The 16,148-nt window shown below is 70.1% G+C and carries 17 protein-coding genes and 1 pseudogene; 6 read left to right on the forward strand and 12 right to left on the reverse strand.

From position 1 onward, the window contains the following. Positions 1 to 94: 94 nt before the first annotated feature. Complete coding sequence (locus ACQPZZ_RS26565) at positions 95 to 835, reverse strand: RNA-guided endonuclease InsQ/TnpB family protein (protein WP_432923428.1); 741 nt, start codon at positions 833 to 835, stop codon at positions 95 to 97. A 100-nt stretch (positions 836 to 935) separates the two neighbouring features. Between ACQPZZ_RS26565 and tnpA the strand changes: the two are divergent. Next, positions 936 to 1,372 (forward strand): annotated as a pseudogene (tnpA, locus tag ACQPZZ_RS26570) (IS200/IS605 family transposase). On the opposite strand, the gene ACQPZZ_RS26575 reads toward tnpA, so the two are convergent. Next, a complete protein-coding gene (locus ACQPZZ_RS26575) occupies positions 1,329 to 2,507 on the reverse strand; it encodes a sensor histidine kinase (protein ID WP_432923430.1) in 1,179 nt (392 codons plus the stop codon). The pseudogene tnpA and the gene ACQPZZ_RS26575 sit on opposite strands and share 44 nt — an antisense overlap. 120 nt (positions 2,508 to 2,627) lie before the next feature. On the opposite strand from ACQPZZ_RS26575, the gene ACQPZZ_RS26580 reads away from it, so the two are divergent. After that, positions 2,628 to 2,987, forward strand: coding sequence for a hypothetical protein (locus ACQPZZ_RS26580; RefSeq protein ID WP_432923432.1), 360 nt, complete (start codon positions 2,628 to 2,630; stop codon positions 2,985 to 2,987). 27 nt (positions 2,988 to 3,014) lie between these two features. On the opposite strand, the gene ACQPZZ_RS26585 is transcribed toward ACQPZZ_RS26580, so the two are convergent. From ACQPZZ_RS26585 to ACQPZZ_RS26600, 4 genes are all read right to left on the reverse strand, one after another. After that, positions 3,015 to 3,920, reverse strand: coding sequence for a haloalkane dehalogenase (locus ACQPZZ_RS26585; protein WP_432923434.1), 906 nt, complete (start codon positions 3,918 to 3,920; stop codon positions 3,015 to 3,017). A 185-nt stretch (positions 3,921 to 4,105) separates the two neighbouring features. Beyond that, entirely contained in the window at positions 4,106 to 4,552 is a 447-nt protein-coding gene (locus ACQPZZ_RS26590) for an HIT family protein (protein ID WP_432923436.1), read from the reverse strand. Next, positions 4,546 to 5,706, reverse strand: a complete 1,161-nt coding sequence (locus ACQPZZ_RS26595; RefSeq protein ID WP_432923438.1) for an acyl-CoA dehydrogenase family protein — start codon at positions 5,704 to 5,706, stop codon at positions 4,546 to 4,548. The genes ACQPZZ_RS26590 and ACQPZZ_RS26595 overlap by 7 nt, the downstream gene beginning before the upstream one ends. Further along, positions 5,706 to 6,224, reverse strand: coding sequence for a MaoC family dehydratase (locus ACQPZZ_RS26600; protein ID WP_432923440.1), 519 nt, complete (start codon positions 6,222 to 6,224; stop codon positions 5,706 to 5,708). Before ACQPZZ_RS26600 ends, ACQPZZ_RS26595 begins: the two co-directional genes overlap by 1 nt. Positions 6,225 to 6,348: 124 nt before the next feature. Here ACQPZZ_RS26600 and ACQPZZ_RS26605 point away from each other — a divergent pair, with 124 nt between their 5' ends. After that, a complete protein-coding gene (locus tag ACQPZZ_RS26605; protein WP_432923442.1) occupies positions 6,349 to 7,329 on the forward strand; it encodes a helix-turn-helix domain-containing protein in 981 nt (326 codons plus the stop codon). Positions 7,330 to 7,394: 65 nt separating this feature from the next. On the opposite strand, the gene ACQPZZ_RS26610 is transcribed toward ACQPZZ_RS26605, so the two are convergent. Both ACQPZZ_RS26610 and ACQPZZ_RS26615 read right to left on the reverse strand, forming a co-directional pair. After that, a complete protein-coding gene (locus tag ACQPZZ_RS26610; protein ID WP_432923444.1) occupies positions 7,395 to 8,297 on the reverse strand; it encodes a phosphotriesterase family protein in 903 nt (300 codons plus the stop codon). Continuing rightward, entirely contained in the window at positions 8,294 to 8,710 is a 417-nt protein-coding gene (locus tag ACQPZZ_RS26615) for a carboxymuconolactone decarboxylase family protein (protein ID WP_432923446.1), read from the reverse strand. The genes ACQPZZ_RS26610 and ACQPZZ_RS26615 overlap by 4 nt, the downstream gene beginning before the upstream one ends. 87 nt (positions 8,711 to 8,797) lie before the next feature. On the opposite strand from ACQPZZ_RS26615, the gene ACQPZZ_RS26620 reads away from it, so the two are divergent. After that, a complete protein-coding gene (locus tag ACQPZZ_RS26620; RefSeq protein ID WP_432923448.1) occupies positions 8,798 to 9,391 on the forward strand; it encodes a CGNR zinc finger domain-containing protein in 594 nt (197 codons plus the stop codon). A 3-nt stretch (positions 9,392 to 9,394) separates the two neighbouring features. Here the strand turns inward: ACQPZZ_RS26620 and ACQPZZ_RS26625 are convergent, their stop codons facing one another. Continuing rightward, positions 9,395 to 9,916, reverse strand: a complete 522-nt coding sequence (locus tag ACQPZZ_RS26625; protein ID WP_432923450.1) for a phospholipase — start codon at positions 9,914 to 9,916, stop codon at positions 9,395 to 9,397. Positions 9,917 to 10,207: 291 nt separating this feature from the next. On the opposite strand from ACQPZZ_RS26625, the gene ACQPZZ_RS26630 reads away from it, so the two are divergent. Further along, positions 10,208 to 10,807 (forward strand): DUF4291 domain-containing protein, encoded by a 600-nt coding sequence (locus ACQPZZ_RS26630; RefSeq protein WP_363639070.1) that lies wholly within the window; start codon positions 10,208 to 10,210, stop codon positions 10,805 to 10,807. Positions 10,808 to 10,944: 137 nt separating this feature from the next. On the opposite strand, the gene ACQPZZ_RS26635 is transcribed toward ACQPZZ_RS26630, so the two are convergent. From ACQPZZ_RS26635 to ACQPZZ_RS26645, 3 genes are read right to left on the reverse strand one after another with little or no spacing between them, the layout of a single operon-like run. Beyond that, positions 10,945 to 11,925 carry a YihY/virulence factor BrkB family protein gene (locus ACQPZZ_RS26635; RefSeq protein WP_432923452.1) on the reverse strand — a complete coding sequence of 327 codons (981 nt, stop codon included), beginning with the start codon at positions 11,923 to 11,925 and terminating at the stop codon, positions 10,945 to 10,947. Continuing rightward, complete coding sequence (locus tag ACQPZZ_RS26640) at positions 11,922 to 12,872, reverse strand: DUF3618 domain-containing protein (protein ID WP_432923454.1); 951 nt, start codon at positions 12,870 to 12,872, stop codon at positions 11,922 to 11,924. Before ACQPZZ_RS26640 ends, ACQPZZ_RS26635 begins: the two co-directional genes overlap by 4 nt. Beyond that, positions 12,869 to 13,267: a phage holin family protein gene (locus ACQPZZ_RS26645; protein WP_363639064.1), complete on the reverse strand. Its 399-nt coding sequence runs from the start codon at positions 13,265 to 13,267 to the stop codon at positions 12,869 to 12,871. Before ACQPZZ_RS26645 ends, ACQPZZ_RS26640 begins: the two co-directional genes overlap by 4 nt. A 366-nt stretch (positions 13,268 to 13,633) precedes the next feature. Here ACQPZZ_RS26645 and ACQPZZ_RS26650 point away from each other — a divergent pair, with 366 nt between their 5' ends. Further along, on the forward strand, positions 13,634 to 16,102 hold the full coding sequence (locus tag ACQPZZ_RS26650) for a glycoside hydrolase family 48 protein (RefSeq protein WP_432923457.1): 2,469 nt from the start codon (positions 13,634 to 13,636) through the stop codon (positions 16,100 to 16,102). Positions 16,103 to 16,148: the final 46 nt, after the last annotated feature.

Below are 16,148 nucleotides of genomic sequence, written 5' to 3' on the forward strand. Positions count from 1 at the left end.
GCCCGTCCGGCGGCCAGGAGGAGGGAAACCACCGGTCGATCCGGTGAAAGACCCGCCCGTACAGGCGAGCCTTGTACTCCAGCATGGTCACGAACTACGACCAGCCCGCGTCATGCACGCTCTTGGCCAACCGGGTGCGCGCCAGCCCCGCCACGGCCAGGTCTTCCACGATCACCGTTTGGTTCTCACGGATGATCTGCGTGAAGAGCTGATAGTGGAACTCACGGCGCGCGTCAGTGACCTTCGCGTGCTGGCGGGCAATCTTCAGGCGGGCCTTGGCCCGGTTGTTCGGCCCCTTGGCCGTGCGGGACAACGCCCGCTGGAGCCGCTTGAGCTTCTTCCCGGCCCGGCGCAGGAAACGCGGCGAGTCGATCTTCCGCCCGTTCGACAAGACCGCGAAGGCCGACACCCCAAGATCGATCCCCGTCTCGGACTCGACCGATGGCAGGGGCCGCTCGGCGACCTCGACCACAAAGGATGCGAAGTACCGCCCGGCGGCGTCCTTGACCACCGTCACCGAGGACGGTTCGGCGGGCAGAAAGCGAGACCAGCGGACGTCCACGTCCCCGATCTTCGGCAGGCGCAGCTTCCCGCCCGCTGTGACCTGGAACCGGGCGTTCTTGGCGAAGCGGATCGCCTGCCGGTTGTCCTTGCGGGACCGGAACCGGGGCGGGGCCACCTTCGGACCCTTCCGCTTCCCCACCAGGGAGGCGAAAAAGTTACGGTAGGCGGTGTTCAGGTCCGCCAGCGCCTGCTGCAACACCACGGCGGACACCTCGCCCAGCCAAACACGCTCAGGCGTCTTCTTCGCCTCGGTGATGACCCGCTTGGACAACTCGCCGTCGGACGCCCGCGCCAGCGCGACACGCTGACCCGGCGTCGGGGACAGGCGGTAGTTGTACCGAAGCTGCACGCCATGATCCTGCCATTGGTCTGTGGCCGAATATGGAGACATCACAACCGGCAGGCACTGTGTTTTCGTCCTGCACGCTCACTTGGTTTTCGTGACCAAGTTCCGGCATCGGGTGTTCACCGGGGCTCACCTGGAGCGCATGGAGCAGATCATGCGGGATGTCTGCGCGGACTTCGAATGCGAACTGGCCAGCTTCGACGGCGAAGCCCGGCTACGTGCACCTGCTGGTGAACTTCCCGCCCAAGGTCGCCCTGTCCCGCCTCGTCAACCCGTTGAAGAGGGGTGTCCTCCCGGCGGATGCGGACCGAGTTCCCCGAACTGGCCCGCCACTACTACCGGGCGAACACGCTGTGGTCGGGCTCCCACTTCGCCGGGAGCGTGGGCGGCGCACCGATCAGCGTCCGCGACTTTCGGTTCAGGTCTGGACGCCGGGGTGATATTTGGGGATCCGCACGGTGACCTTGGTGCCCGCGCCCTCGCCCGTCTCCACGACGAGGCCGTACTCGTCGCCGTAGACCTGCCGCAGCCGCTCGTCCACGTTGGCGACGCCGATGCCGCCCGCGCCCGAGCGGTCCTCCCCGGCGAGCACCCGCCGCAGCCGTTCTGGGTCCATGCCGACGCCGTCGTCCTCGACCGTGATGCCGCACTCCGCGCCCGCGTCCTCGGCGACGATCGTGATGCGGCCTGCGCCCGGCTTGGCCTCCAGGCCGTGCCGCACGGCGTTCTCCACCAGCGGCTGCAGGCACAGGAACGGCACGGCCACGGGCAGCACCTCCGGCGCGATGCGCAGCGTGACCTGGAGCTGGTCGCCGAACCTGGCCCGCTCCAGCGTGAGATAACGGTCGATCGAGCGCAGCTCCTCGGCCAGCGTCGTGAAGTCGCCGTGCCGCCGGAAGGAGTAGCGGGTGAAGTCGGCGAACTCCAGCAGCAGCTCCCTGGCCTGCTCGGGGTCGCTGCGGACGAACGACGCGATCGTGGTCAGCGAGTTGTACACGAAGTGGGGCGAGATCTGCGCCCGCAGCGCGCGGACCTCCGCCTCCATCAGCATCGTCCGGGAGCGGTCGAGCTCGGCCAGCTCCAGCTGCGAGTCGACCCACCGCGCGACCTCCTGCGCCGCCCGCACGAGCCCGGCCGAGGCGTGGTCGCCGTACGCCGCCAGCGAGCCGACGACCCGGTCGTCGGTCGTGAGCGGGACGACGACGGCGTTCCTGATGGGGCATTCGGGCCGCGTGCAGTCGAGCGCGAGCACCTGGGTGCGGCCGTCCTTCAGCGTCTCCGCGGCGTGGTCGAACGCCTCGGCCGCGTGGTGGTCGCCCACGCCGTCGTAGACGAGCAGCTCCTCGCCGTTGGTGATGGCGATGGCCGGGGAGCCGAGCAGCTCGCGCAGGTGCCGCGACGCCTTGAGCGTGCCGGCCTTGGTGAGCCCCGCCCGCAGCGGCGGCGCGGCCAGCGACGCGGTGTGCAGCGTCTCGAACGTCGCCCGCTCGGCGGGGCTGCTGCCGAGGTCGCGACGGCCGCGCAGCACCCGCCACAGCACGACCGCCGGCACGGCGACGAGGACGGCGACGACGAGCGCGGTGACGACCGGTTCCACGCCGCCGCAGCCTATCCCCCGTCCGCCGCCCGACCGCGGGCGCGGCGGTGAACGGTCGTCATCGCGCGCCGGGACGTCGGGCGAGCGCGTCGGAGCCGCGGGCCTTTTAGGCTCGTCCTCGTGAGGACGGGCGGCCCCATCGAGCGTGTCACCACCGCCGTCGCCGTCCTCATCGTGGATCTCGCCCTGCTGACGGCCGCGAGGTTCGCCATCCACCGGGTACGCGACCGCGGCGTGCTGTGCGACGGCGGCATGGTGTTCTGCTCGGGCGGGGATCCCACTTTCGCGCAGTGGCGGGCGGAGATGACTCTTCGCTCCACCGTCGCGTACGGCTCGTTCGCCGTCGTGGCCTCGATCCTGATCGCCAGTCTGGTCGTCGCCAGGCGGCGTGGACGCACGGGAATCGTGATCATGCAGCTCACCGCCCTCGTGGTCGTGGCGGTGCTCGCGATCCTGTGGGAGCCCTACAAGCGGTGGTGACGGATCCGCGCGTGACGGTCTCGGCGCCTACCGGACGGGCGTCTTGTGGACGAACGCGGCGACCGCCTCGCCCAGCTCGCGGCCCGCGTCCTCCTGGAGGAAGTGACCGGCGCCGGCGATGACCGGGTGGTCGAGCCCGGCCGCACCGCGCATGGACTTCTTCAGGATCGGCGCCATCCCGCCGGTGATGGGGTCGCGGTCGGAGAACGCGATGAGGAACGGCAGGTCGAGGGTGACGAGGGTCTGCCAGGCGGCGCGGTTGGCGGGAGCGGCCGGGTCGTCGGGGGTGATCGGCACCAGGCCGGGCATCGCCCGCGGCCCCGCCTTGAACTCCTCCGAGGGGAACGGCGCGTCGTAGGCCCGCCGTACGGGCTCGGGCAGTTCAGTGACGCAGCCGGATTGGACGAACCGGGCGACGTCGAGCACGGGCGCCTTCTCGACGGCCTCCCGGAAGCGGTGCCACACCTCGGGCATCGGGAAGTCGCCGGTCGGCAACCCGGTGTTGGCCGCGACAATCCGGGCGAAGCGGCCGGTGTGCTCGGCGACGAGCCGCAGCCCGATCAGCCCGCCCCAGTCCTGGCCCACCAGCGTCACGTCGCGCAGGCCGAGCGCGTCGAAGGCGAGCGACCGCACCCACTCCACGTGCCGGGCGTACGTGTGGTCCTCCGGGCGGGCCGGCTTGTCCGACCGGCCGAAACCGATCAGGTCGGGGGCGATCGCCCGGCAGCCCGCCTCGGCGAGCACGGCCATCACGTGCCGGTAGAGGAACGACCAGCTCGGCTCGCCGTGCAGCAGCAGCACCGGCGGCCCGTCGATCGGGCCCGCCTCGGCGTACGCCATCCGCGCGCCGCCGGTCACCTCGGCGTAGCGGGGTTCGCAGGGGAAGCCGGGCAGGCCGGTGAAGCGCTCGTCGGGGGTGCGCAGGAAATCCATGCTCTCGTCCTTTACGACGTAGATTCGCGGGAGCGTTGCGGGCATCGAGGCCCAATGGCGTGCCGGGATCGAGCCGCCCGGTGCCGCGCGCGGTGCCGCCCGGCTACGGACGACACCGAATCCGGCTCATCGGGCCCGTCTCATCGGCGCAGGGCTCGTCGGGGCAGGGCTCGTCGGGGCAGGGCTTATCGGGGTCCGGCCGCGGGAGGGTTGTCGAGCGCGGCGCGGATGCGGGCGGCGTAATCCTCGATCTCGGCGTCCCCGTCGTACTTGACCCGGGGCCAGAAGAAGCCGCGCAGGCCGTCCTTGCGGTTGCGCGGCACGACGTGGACGTGCAGGTGGGGCACGCTCTGGCTGATCCGGTTGTTCATCGCGACGAACGTGCCGGCCGCGCCGGTGCCCGCCTCGACCGCCCGCGCGACGGCCTGGACCCGGGCGAAGAACGGTCCGACCGCCTCCGGCGGCAGGTCCGGCAGGGTCTCGACGTGGCCGCGCGGCACGACGAGGACGTGCCCCTTGAACACGGGCCGGGCGTCGAGGAAGGCCGCCGCGACCTCGTCGTCCAGCACCACGTGGGCGGGCCGCTCCCCCGCCGCGATCTCGCAGAACACGCAGCCGTCCACGGTCACCATCCGAGCCGGGCCTCGCCCTCGATGAGGGCCTTGGCGATGATCAGCCGCTGCACGTCGTTGGTGCCCTCCCCGATCGCCATGAGCGGCGCGTCGCGGTAGAGACGCTCGACGACGAACTCCTGCGAGTAGCCGTACCCGCCGTGGATCCGCATCGCCTCCAACGTCGCCCGCAGAGCCGTCTCCGACGCGAAGTACTTCGCCATCGCGGCCTCGCTGCGCACCGGCCCCGCCTCCGACCGCACGGCGGCCCAGTAGGTCATGAGCCTGGCCGCCTGGATCTCGGTCGCCATGTCGGCCAGTTTGAGCTGGATCGCCTGAAAGTCGGCGATCGGCTGCCCGAACGCGTGCCGTTCGCGGGCGTAGCCGAGGGCCGCGTCGTAGGCGCACTGGGCGACGCCCACGGCCCGGGCGGCGATGTTGAGGCGGCCGAGTTCGAGCGCCGACAGCACCTGCTGCATGCCTCGCCCCTCCGTGCCGCCGAGCAGGCGCGACGCCGGCACGCGCACGCCGTCGAGGACGACCTCGCACGTCTCGGTGCCCTTGTAGCCGAGCTTGGGCAGGTCACGGCTGACAGTGAACCCCTCGCTGCCGGCGTCCACCAGCAGCACCGACATCCCGCGGTGAGCGGGTGTCTCGACCGAGGTCTTCACCAGCACGGGCAGCGGGTCGGCGTGCCGGGCGTTGGTGATCCACGTCTTGGTTCCGGTGACGACATAGTGGTCACCGTCGCGGACCGCCCGGGTGGCGATGCCCTGCAGGTCGGTGCCCGCGCCCGGCTCGGTCAGCGCGATCCCGGTGCGCCTGGCGCCGGTCGCCAGGGCGGGCAGATAGTGGCGGCGCTGCTCGTCGGTGCCGTATCTGGCGATCATCCAGGTGGACAGGGAGTGGGAGCCGAGCACCCCCGCCACGCCCATCCAGCCCCGGGCGATCTCCTCGAAGACGAGGGCGAACGACACCCGGTCGAGGTCGAGCCCGCCGTGCTCCTCAGGGACGGTGATGCCGAACAGGCCCAGTTGCGCGAACCGCCGGACGATCTCCTCGGGATAGCGCCCGGTGCGCTCCCACTCGGCGGCGACGGGGACGATCTCCTTGTCCACGAACGCCCGCAGCGTCCGCCGGAACAGCCGCTGGTCCTCGTTCAACTCGAAGTCCATCAGGCCTCCATCGGGCCGGTCTTGGCACGCGGGAAATACCCCTTGTCGTGGGGCGCGTCGCGCTTGTAGACCATGACCGCGCGGCGCCACGACATCACCTCGTCCCCATCCTGGTTCAGGCCCCGCGTGCGGCAGGTGACGATGCCGGCGTACGGCCGGGACCTCGACTCGCGTTTGCCGGCCACGATCGACTCGGCGTAGAGCGTGTCGCCCACGAAGACCGGATGGGTCAGCCGGATCTCGTCCCAGCCGAGGTTCATCATGGCCGTCTGGCTGACGTCGATGACCGACAACCCGAGCACGATCGCCACCGAGAGCCCCGAGTTCACGATGATCTTCCCGACCGGAGCCCGAGCGGCGAAGTGCGCGTTGAAATGGTTCTGGTTGGTGTTCATCGTCAGCAGGGTGAACCAGGTGTTGTCGGCCTCACTGATCGTCCGGCCGAGCGGATGCTGGTAGACGTCGCCGACCACGAAGTCCTCGTAATAGCGCCCGATGCGGGCCTCATGGACCGTCACACCAGAAGCCTATTCTGGATCACTCCCGCGCAGGGAGAAGCCGCCGACGCGCCGCCGCGGCACCCCCGGCGGCGCGCGATCATGATGGCGACCACATCTCAACGACGGCTCGCCGAGGACAGGCATGAGAGTTACCGAGTGGCACACCAGGGACCTGGCCGTTCAGGATCGGTTTGCCTCCTGGCGCGAGACGATGTCGCAGACGCTGCTCGTGTGCACATGGTTGTCCACGGACCGTCCCGCCTCCTTCGACGCGTCGGCCCGAGTGGTCAATTTCGGCGATTTTCACTTCTCGGCGATGAGCCACCACATACTGCAGGCGAATCGGCCCGCGAAACTCATCCGGCGGTCGGACCCGGAAGTCTTCCAGCTGCACCTCGTCCTCACCGGCGGTGGCGGCATAAGTCAGGGGGGACGGGATGCCGCCTTCCAGGCGGGGCAGTTCTACTTCATCGATTCCTCCGTGCCCTATCAGGGGTGGCGAGGAGCCGGCGAGGATCCGGCCCGTTCGCTGATCGTCCAGTTTCCCCGTGAGGCGCTCGGCCTGCGGTCCGGCATGGTCAGGCGGCTCGCGGCGACGCCGATTCCCGTCCAGCACGGCATCACCGGGGTCCTGGCGGGGCATCTCACGCACCTGGCGGAACACGCGGAGGGCCTCACTCCTCGCAACGCGCAGGCGGTCGCCACCGTCACCCTCGATCTGATCGCGGCCACCTGCGCCGACCGGTTCGAGACCACCGCGCTGCTGTCGCCCGAAGCACGGCACCATGCTCTCCTGTCGCTTGTTCACGATTTCATCCGGCAGCGGCTCGGCGACCCGGACCTGACTCCGGAAACGATCGCGGCGGCACACCAGATCTCCGTCCGGCACCTGTACAAGATCTTCCAGGACCAGGGCGTCACCGTCGCGGCCTGGATTCGCCGCTGCCGGCTGGAACGATGCCACCGCGACCTCGCCGATCCCCGGCAGCGTTCTCGTTCCGTCCAGAGCATCGCCGCCCGCTGGGGCTTCACCGACGCCGCGACCTTCAGCCGGGCCTTCCGCGCCGCCTACGGCATGTCACCGCGCGAGCATCGGAAGACGGCGGCGGAAACCGGTCCGTGAGGGGCTGGACGCACCAGACGTCCATGCCCCACCGGGAGGAGAACCCTGATCCCGGCTGGAACCGGTCACGATCGCCAGTCCGTCGCGAACGCGCGGGCCGGATTGCCGATGAAGATCGCGGATGCGACGTCATGGCCCAGCTGCCGCTCGATCCGCGGGCGTAGTCCGCCGAGCAGGAACGGCATGCCCGGACCGTCGGCGCCGGACCTGGCCGCCGCGGTGACCGTGTCGCCGCCGAGCAGGATCTGACGGGAGTGACCCGCGCCGGCGAGCGCCTCCAGGCAGTCCAGCAGGCGCCAGTCGCCGCCGTGGTGCGCCCGCGACGGGCCGTCGAACGCCAGGAACGCGCCGGCCTCGGCGGCCTCCCGGTGGACGCGCGTGTCCGGGAACCGGTGCAGGTGCCCGAGGATCACGCGGTGCGGGGCGACCCCGTACGTACGGCACAGCAGGTAGAGCACGTCCATGGCCGCGGTTCCGGCCTCCAGATGGACACCGATGGGCGCGCCGGTGGCGTGGTGCGCCTCCGCCGCGGCGGCCATGACGTGCCGCGCGTGGTCGTCGAGCCGGTGATAGGCGCCGGCGACCTTGATCAGGCCCGCTCTCACGGGAGCGGCGGTCAGCTCGTGGACGAACAGGCCGGTCAGCCCGCCGTGCACGCGCCGCAGCCGGTCCGGGTCGTAGTGCCTGGCCTGATGCAGGCCGGTGGCGGAGACGATGTGCACGCCGGACCGCCGGGACAGGCCCGGCAGCTCTTCCGCCCGCGGCCCCAGTCCCCAGGGGGTCCACTGCACCACCGCACGCCCGCCGAGAGCGGCGAAGGCGTCGAGCTCGGCGAGCGCGGCCCCCGCGTCGTCCAGTTCCTGGCCCGGCAGGGCCGGCGAGGCGAGGAACAGATGATCGTGGGCGTCGCAGACCCCCAGGTCCTCCGGTGGCACGTCTCCGAGCACGGTCCGGACGGCCGCCGTCATCGCCGCTCCTCCCGCTCCGCGTCGCCGAGCGCCGCGACGGCCACGCGGAGCCCGGCCAGCGCCCTGGGCACGCCGATGTAGGGGGCCAGATGCACGAACACCTCGACGATCTCCTGCCGGGTCATCCCCACGCGCAGCGCGGTCGTGACGTGACCGGCCAGTTGCGGGTCGACGCCGCCGACAGCGGTGAGGGCGGCGAGGTTGACGAGCTGCCGGTCGCGTAGCGACAGTCCCTCGCGCAGATAGGTGCCTCCGAACAGAGCCGTGACGATCCAGTCGGGAAACCCCGGGGCGACCTCCTCGAGACCCGGGAGAACGGCCTGCTGGGTGGCCTCGTCCTGCAGGAGTCCGAGCAGCCGGTATCCCTCCTCGCGGTCCAGCCGGGCCCGCGTCAGCGCCTGCCTCGTCGTCATGTTCCATTCCTCCTCGTCCATGTAACGCTTCGGGCGTTACAAGGAGGACTGTAACCGATGTAACGGCTGAAGCGTTACCCTGGTTGGGTGACCAGTGACGACAAGCTCGCCTTCCGCTTCGACTGCGGCGCCGTCTGGCTGAACCTGCTCGCCACCAGAGGGCGCACGTTCAGCGCGGCGCCGGTGGAACGGCTCGCCACCCCCGCCCGCCTGGCCGAGTGGCTGGAGCGATGCGAGCTGTCCCCGGTCCGGCCCCCGGACCAGGAGGACCTGCACCACACGTGGGCGCTGCGGGAGACGCTGCGCATGCTCGCGCTGGCCACCGTCGAGGAGCGGCCGCCGTCGGCGGAGGCCGTGGCCCACCTGGCCGCGTTCGTCGAGGAGCACGACGACCCGGTCCGGCTGAGCGCGGACGACCGCCTGCGGCGCGAGCCCCCGGCGACCACCGCGCACGCGCTCGCCCGGATCGCCCGCCAGGCGGTGGACCAGATGACCGGCTCCGACCGGCTCGCTCTGAAGAGCTGTCCCGAGCCCGACTGCAGGGGTGTCTTCGTCGATCCGCCGGGACGCAGGCGCTGGTGCCCGTCCCCCGCGTGCGCGAGCCGGGGCAGGGTTCGCGCGCTCCGCGCCCGCCGCAACGCCGCCCCGTCCGGTGACGGCCGCGGAGCAGGCCCATCCTGAGGATCAGCTCTGCGCGTCCAGAACGGCTCGCTCACTGGCCCGGCGGATCCGTTCGAGCTGCGCCTGGGTGACGTTCAGGGCGCCGAACTGCTTCACCGCCTGGTAGTAGGTCCAGGCGATGCCGTCGCAGGTGCTTTTGCCGACGCCGGAATATCCCGCACAGACCTGCCGCATGTCGAAATAGAACGCGTCGTCGACGTGCTCCTTGTTCGCCGGGAACCGGCTCACCGCCTTGTAGTTGCGGTAGCCGAAGTCGTGACGCCGGCAGGGCATCCTGAAGTCGAACCCGAGAGGCTGGTCGGGACTGCTCGAGCACAGATCCGTCGACCAGTCGAACGCGTAGTCCGCCCAGGCCTGCTGGTTCTGCCACGCCGAGCGCCAACCGGCGGCGCTCGACGCCGTGGGCTGGGTGAACGACGACAACGCCGCGAGCCTCTGTTCGAGCGTCGCGGCGTGCGCGGGCAGCGGTGCCGCGAGGAACGCGACGGAGGAGAGGGCGGCGGCTGTGAGGGCGCGTCTGACCATGGGGGCTCCGCCTTCGGCTGGGGGGTGCTCTCACGGCAGGGGTCTGCCACCGCCCAACAATGAGCCCATTCATTCGTCATTTCTGGCGCGAGATCGCACCGAGATCGCCGCGGACGTTCATTGACAATGGACGTTTACACCGGCGGCGTCGGCGGGTAAATTCCTCAGCCTGAAAAGACGACCCGCCCGAGGCCGTCTCTCCCGGCTGCCGCCGGACGGTTCCGCACCGGGCGCACCCCCGCCCGGGAAAATCCGTTGTCCGGCGGCCGCGCCGTTCGCCATTCTCTGGAAATGAGCATTCCGTACCGGCAGATCCGCGCCGCCTTCACGGCCACGACCGTCACCGTCTATCAGGCGTACGACGAGGCCGTCGCGGCCCCGGCCGTCGCCGCGCAACGCTTCGTCCCGCCTTTCAAGCGCGAACGGATGACCTGGATCAAGCCGTCCTTCCTGTGGATGATGTATCGCTGCGGCTGGGCCGCGAAGCCCGGCCAGACCAGGGTGCTGGCCATCGAGATCACGCGGGAGGGATTCGAGTGGGCGCTCGGGCACGCCTGTCTCAGCCATCCGGAGAACACGGACCACGCGGCATGGAGGCAGCGTCTGCGCGACAGTCCGGTCCGCATTCAGTGGGACCCCGAACGCGACCCGCACCACAACCCGCTGCCGTACCGGTCCGTGCAGATAGGCCTGTCCGGCGAGGCCGTCGCCCGTTACGTCGATCAGTGGATCGTGGCGATAACCGATCTGACCGGTCAGGTCCATGACATCCACCGGGCGCTGCGCCACGGACGGGACGTCACGGATTTGCTGCCGGCGGAGGCCCCCTATCCTCTGCCCGCGCGGCTCGCCCTGGCCATCGGCGCCACGGCGACGGCCGATCTCGGTTGATCACCGGAGCACGCGCACGCGGCCCCGCGACGGCGCTGCTGTCCTGAGCCCGCCCTGCCTCTGCCCTGTGTCTGCCCTGTGTCCGCCCTGTGTCCACCCTGCGTCCGCCCTGCGTCCGCCCGGTGCGCCGGCGGGTCTCAGGTGCGTCCGGTGGGGGCTTCGCTCAGCCCTTCCTCGGGCTCGGGGTCCTTCGGCGGATCACGGGGGTCGACGTACGGCTCCGCCGGCGACTCACCTTCGGCGATCTTGCGACCGCGCTGGAGCTCCGCGTCGAGCTCGGCGCCGGTCAGGATGACGAGGTTCGACAGCCACAGCCAGATGAGGAAGACGACCACGGCCGCGAGCGTGCCGTACGTCTTGTTGTAGGAGCCGAACTTCGCGACGTACAGCCCGAAACCGGCGGACACCACGACCCAGGCCACGACGGCGAACAGACTGCCGGGGCTGAGCCACCGCACGCCGGGCTGGCGGACGTTGGGCGCGGCGTAGTAGAGCAGAGTGATCATGCCCGCCGCGAGCAGCACGAGCACCGGCCACTTCACGATGCCCCAGACCGTGACCGCGGTCGGCCCGAGACCGATCAGGTTCCCCGCGATCTCGGCGAGCCGGCCGGTGAAGGTGACGGCGAGCACGGAGGCCGCCATCAGGATCACGAGCAGGAGCGTCAGCCCCACCCGGAGCGGGGTCACCTTCCAGAACGGACGGCCTTCGCGGATGTCGAAGATCGCGTTGGTCGCCCGGATGAACGCGCCCATATAGCCGGAGGCCGCCCACAGCGCGAGCAGCAGACCCGTGATCGCGAACACCCCTGCCGTGCCCTGATGCTGCTGCACGTTGGCGAGGCCGGTCTGCAGCATCTGCTGGACCGGCCCCGGCGTCAGCGACTTGATGTTCCCGAGCAGCGGGCCGGTGGCGCTCTGCCCCAGCAGGCCGAGTATCGACACCAGCACGATCAACCCGGGGAAGATCGAGAGGACGGCGTAGTACGTCAGCGACGCCGCCCAGTCGGGAACGTTGTCCTCCTTGAACTCCTTGGCCGTGCGCTTGACGACCGCGATCCAGTCGCGGCGCGACAGCCTCTCCAGCGGCCCCCGCCCGTCCTCGGGGTCGGTGATCAATGGGCGAACCTCCGCATGAGCGTGCGACGTGACTGCGAGAACATCCGGCGTCCGCCGCCCATGCGGCTCCGGCCGAAGGCGCCGCGCATGCTGGTGCGGCCGAACATGCTCCTCCCCCCGAGCATTCGGGAACCGCCGCCGATCCGGGAGCCGCCGAGTCGGAAGCCGAACGGGCGCTTGCCGCCGAACGCGCCCTTGCCGCCGAGCGGGCCGATGCCGCCGAGCCTCTTCCGGGAGCCGAACATCTTCGACCCGGACATCCTTGAACCGAACATCTTCGAGCCGGACATCCGGGAGCCGAGCGGCTTGCCGGTCATGCCGGATGTCCCGAACAGGCCCTTGCCCCGGCCCGTACGGGCTCTGCCGAGTCCGCGGGCCTTCGGCATGCTCGCCCTGCCGGAGATGCCCTTCTGGAACATCCCGGTCATGCCGGGCCTCGTCGTACGGCCCTGGCTCCGGGTGATCCGGCGGAGCAGCAGCAGCGCGGTGCCCACGGCGCCGGCGGTGGCGACCAGGCCGGGACGGCGCTTCGCCTGCTCACCCACCCTGCCGGCGGCTCCGCGCAGCGGCTCCGGCGTGGCCTCCCGCACACGGCCGGTGACTCCGGCCACCCTGGCCCGCGCGGCCGCGGTGGTCGCGTGCACGCGTTCCTGCGCGCGCGCTTTCACGTCGGCCTTGGCGGCCAGCGCCTCGATCGTGTCGCCGAGGTCGTCGCGGGTCCGTTCGATCTCCTGGCGGACCTCGCTGATCTCGTCGTGGCCCTTCTTCCCCCCGCCCTCGCTCTTGGTTTCGGTGTCCCGGGCCGCGGCGACGGGCTCGGGCCCGGGTCGCGCCTGCCGTACGGCGTTCAGCGACTCCGGCTCCGTGACCGGATCGGACACGTCCTGTCTGTGCACACCCACGGTCCCGGCGTTCGGCCGGGCCGCTCCGGGTTCGGTCTCGGTCATCTGCGCGCACTCTCCTTCATGACGTCGATGTCCGCTTTGAGGCTGCGCATCGCCTCGTCGGGAGTGGGCGGCGCCGCACGGGACACCTGCTCCTTGCCCACCAGGGCGAGCAGCCCGGCGAGCGCCAGCAACGCGACGCCGATGATCAGGGCACTGGCCCAGCCCGGCAGCACGAGCGCGAGCGCCAGAATCGCCGTGGCCACGAGGGCTCCCCCGCCGTAGAACGCGATGAGACCGGCGGCGCCGAGCAGGCCCGCGCCCATGCCCGCGCGTTTGCCCTTGCGAGTCATTTCCAGCCGCGCCAGCCGCAGTTCGTCGCGGATCAGCCGGGAGACGTCCTCGGACAGCCGGCGGACGAGTTCGCCCGTGGACAGCGACTCCTTCTGGATGGTCATGGCCTGCCTCCCTTCCAGGGTTGGGAAGCGCCTACCCGCAGCCGAGAGCCCTAACCACGGCCCTCGGCGGGGTGAACGGCCCGGCTGTTACAGATGAAAGTTTCAGTTATGAATTCACGCCACATCTGTCAGAGATACGCAAAAGGCCAGCAAGGGGCCCCGGCTCACCGCCGGGCGGGCTCCCCGGGTGAGGCGCAGGCAACCTGTCATTGACATACCGGGGGCCCAATCCACAATCCTGATGTGGGAGCGCTCCCATCGTATCGGTTCAGATTCACCCCTGCCCGCATCGGCCACGAAATCCGCTACCTGGCATTTCTTCGCCCGATGCTCCCACCCCCAACCCACTTTGGAGATCCTCCACAAATGCGAACGAGAGCTCTTAGTACGGGAGCGCTCCCACGATCGCGGAGACCGCTCGCCCTGCTGGCGGCCGCCACCGTGGGCGGCGGCCTCCTCGTCGGGCTGGCGCAGACCCCCGCCTCCGCCGCCGTGGCCTGCGACGTCCAGTATGCGCTCAACTCCTGGGGTTCCGGCTCGGGCGGTTTCACGGCCAGCCTGGACATCAAGAACCTGGGCGACCCGGTCAGCAACTGGACGCTCCGGTTCACCTTCCCCGACGGGCAGAAACTGTCGAACGGCTGGTCGGCGAACTGGAGCCAGAGCGGCACCACCGTCACGGCCACGAGCATGTCCTGGAACGGCAACCTCGGCTCCGGGGCGTCGACCAACATCGGGTTCCAGGGAACGTGGACCGGCAGCAACAACAAGCCCGCCTCGTTCTCCATCAACGGGGTGACGTGTGGGGCGACCGTGAGCCCCTCCCCGCCCGTGAGCCCGTCCCCGAGCCCGGTCGTGAGTCCGTCGCCCTCGCCCGTAGTGTCGCCCTCGCCCGACGTGTCGCCCTCCGCGTCGCCGTCGACGAGCCCCACCCCGGGCACGGACAACGAGTACGTCAAGAACTTCCTGACGATGTACAACAAGATCCACGACCCGGCCAACGGGTACTTCTCGCCGCAGGGCGTGCCGTACCACTCGGTCGAGACGTTCATGGTGGAGGCGCCGGACCACGGCCACGAGACCACGTCCGAGGCGTTCAGCTACTACCTGTGGCTGGAAGCCATGTACGGCAAGGTCACCGGCGACTGGTCGAAGTTCAACACCGCGTGGACGACGATGGAGAAGTACATCATCCCGTCGCACGCCGACCAGCCCACCAACGACAAGTACGACGCCAGCAAGCCGGCGACGTACGCGGGTGAGTGGAACGACATCAGCGGCTACCCGTCGCGGCTCGACAGCAGCGTCAGCGTCGGCTCCGACCCGATCGCGGGCGAGCTGAAGAGCGCCTACGGCACCAGCGACATCTACGGCATGCACTGGCTGCTGGACGTCGACAACGTCTACGGCTACGGCCGCTGCGGCGACGGCACCACCAAGCCGGCGTACATCAACACCTATCAGCGCGGCCCTGAGGAGTCGGTCTTCGAGACCATCCCGCAGCCGTCGTGCGACACCTTCAAGTTCGGCGGCCCGAACGGGTACCTCGACCTGTTCACCGGCGACGCCTCCTACGCGAAGCAGTGGAAGTACACCAACGCGCCGGACGCCGACGCCCGCGCCGTCCAGGCCGCCTACTGGGCGCTGACCTGGGCGACCGAGCAGGGCAAGCAGTCGCAGATCTCCACCGCGGTGTCCAACGCCGCGAAGATGGGCGACTACCTGCGCTACGCGATGTACGACAAGTACTTCAAGCAGCCGGGCTGCACCAGCACCTCCTGCGCGGCCGGCACCGGCAAGAACGCGTCCAACTACCTGCTGTCCTGGTACTACGCCTGGGGCGGCGCGACGGACACCTCGGCCGGATGGGCCTGGCGCATCGGCTCCAGCCACAACCACTCGGGCTACCAGAACCCGATGGCGGCCTGGGCGCTGTCGAGCGTGAACGCGCTGAAGCCCAAGGGTTCGACCGCCGTCAACGACTGGTCGACCAGCCTCAACCGTCAGCTGCAGTTCTACAAGTGGCTGCAGTCGGACGAGGGCGCCATCGCCGGCGGCGCGACCAACAGCTGGGAGGGCCACTACGCCAGCCCGCCGTCCAGCCTGCCCAAGTTCTTCGGCATGGCCTACGACTGGCAGCCGGTCTACCACGACCCGCCGTCCAACCAGTGGTTCGGCTTCCAGGTCTGGACGATGGAGCGCGTGGCGGAGCTGTACTACGCCACGGGCAACGCCCATGCCAAGGAGATCCTCGACAAGTGGGTCGCCTGGGCGCTGTCGGGCACCACGATCAACGCCGACGGCACCTTCCAGATGCCCTCGACCCTCAGGTGGACCGGCCAGCCCGTGGGCAACTTCAACAGCCCCAATGACTGGCCCAACGCCAACCCGGGCCTGCACGTGACCATCCAGGACTACACCGACGACGTCGGCGTGGCCGGCGCGTACGCCAAGACCCTGATGTTCTACGCGGCCAAGTCGGGCAACACCCAGGCCAAGAACACCGCCAAGGCGCTGCTCGACGGCGTCTGGCAGCACGACCAGGACGCCAAGGGCGTGTCGGTCGCCGAGACCAAGGCGGACTACAACCGCATCGACGACCCGATCTACGTCCCGTCCGGCTGGACCGGCAAGATGCCGAACGGCGACCCGATCAACAGCAACTCGACCTTCATCTCCATCCGGTCCTTCCTCAAGAGCGACCCGGACTGGCCGAAGGTCCAGTCGTACCTGAACGGCGGCTCCGCGCCGGTCTTCCACTACCACCGATTCTGGGCGCAGACCGACGTGGCCACCGCGCTCGGACAGTACGGCCTGCTCTTCCCCAACGGCTGAGCGAGCCCCGTAAGCCGGGGTGCGGTGTCGCCTGACCCTTCACCGC

Origin of the sequence: Microbispora sp. CA-135349 (assembly GCF_050947365.1) — a bacterium.
Lineage (GTDB): Bacteria > Actinomycetota > Actinomycetes > Streptosporangiales > Streptosporangiaceae > Microbispora.

What these genes read in the sequence shown, in the direction of transcription:
- ACQPZZ_RS26585 (WP_432923434.1), bottom strand. Translation starts at nt 3,920, where the DNA reads ATGGATTTCCTGCGCACCCCCGACGAGCGCTTCACCGGCCTGCCCGGC.
- ACQPZZ_RS26590 (WP_432923436.1), bottom strand. Translation starts at nt 4,552, where the DNA reads ATGGTGACCGTGGACGGCTGCGTGTTCTGCGAGATCGCGGCGGGGGAG.
- ACQPZZ_RS26595 (WP_432923438.1), bottom strand. Translation starts at nt 5,706, where the DNA reads ATGGACTTCGAGTTGAACGAGGACCAGCGGCTGTTCCGGCGGACGCTG.
- ACQPZZ_RS26605 (WP_432923442.1), top strand. Translation starts at nt 6,349, where the DNA reads ATGAGAGTTACCGAGTGGCACACCAGGGACCTGGCCGTTCAGGATCGG.
- ACQPZZ_RS26610 (WP_432923444.1), bottom strand. Translation starts at nt 8,297, where the DNA reads ATGACGGCGGCCGTCCGGACCGTGCTCGGAGACGTGCCACCGGAGGAC.
- ACQPZZ_RS26615 (WP_432923446.1), bottom strand. Translation starts at nt 8,710, where the DNA reads ATGACGACGAGGCAGGCGCTGACGCGGGCCCGGCTGGACCGCGAGGAG.
- ACQPZZ_RS26625 (WP_432923450.1), bottom strand. Translation starts at nt 9,916, where the DNA reads ATGGTCAGACGCGCCCTCACAGCCGCCGCCCTCTCCTCCGTCGCGTTC.
- ACQPZZ_RS26630 (WP_363639070.1), top strand. Translation starts at nt 10,208, where the DNA reads ATGAGCATTCCGTACCGGCAGATCCGCGCCGCCTTCACGGCCACGACC.
- ACQPZZ_RS26640 (WP_432923454.1), bottom strand. Translation starts at nt 12,872, where the DNA reads ATGACCGAGACCGAACCCGGAGCGGCCCGGCCGAACGCCGGGACCGTG.
- ACQPZZ_RS26645 (WP_363639064.1), bottom strand. Translation starts at nt 13,267, where the DNA reads ATGACCATCCAGAAGGAGTCGCTGTCCACGGGCGAACTCGTCCGCCGG.
- ACQPZZ_RS26650 (WP_432923457.1), top strand. Translation starts at nt 13,634, where the DNA reads ATGCGAACGAGAGCTCTTAGTACGGGAGCGCTCCCACGATCGCGGAGA.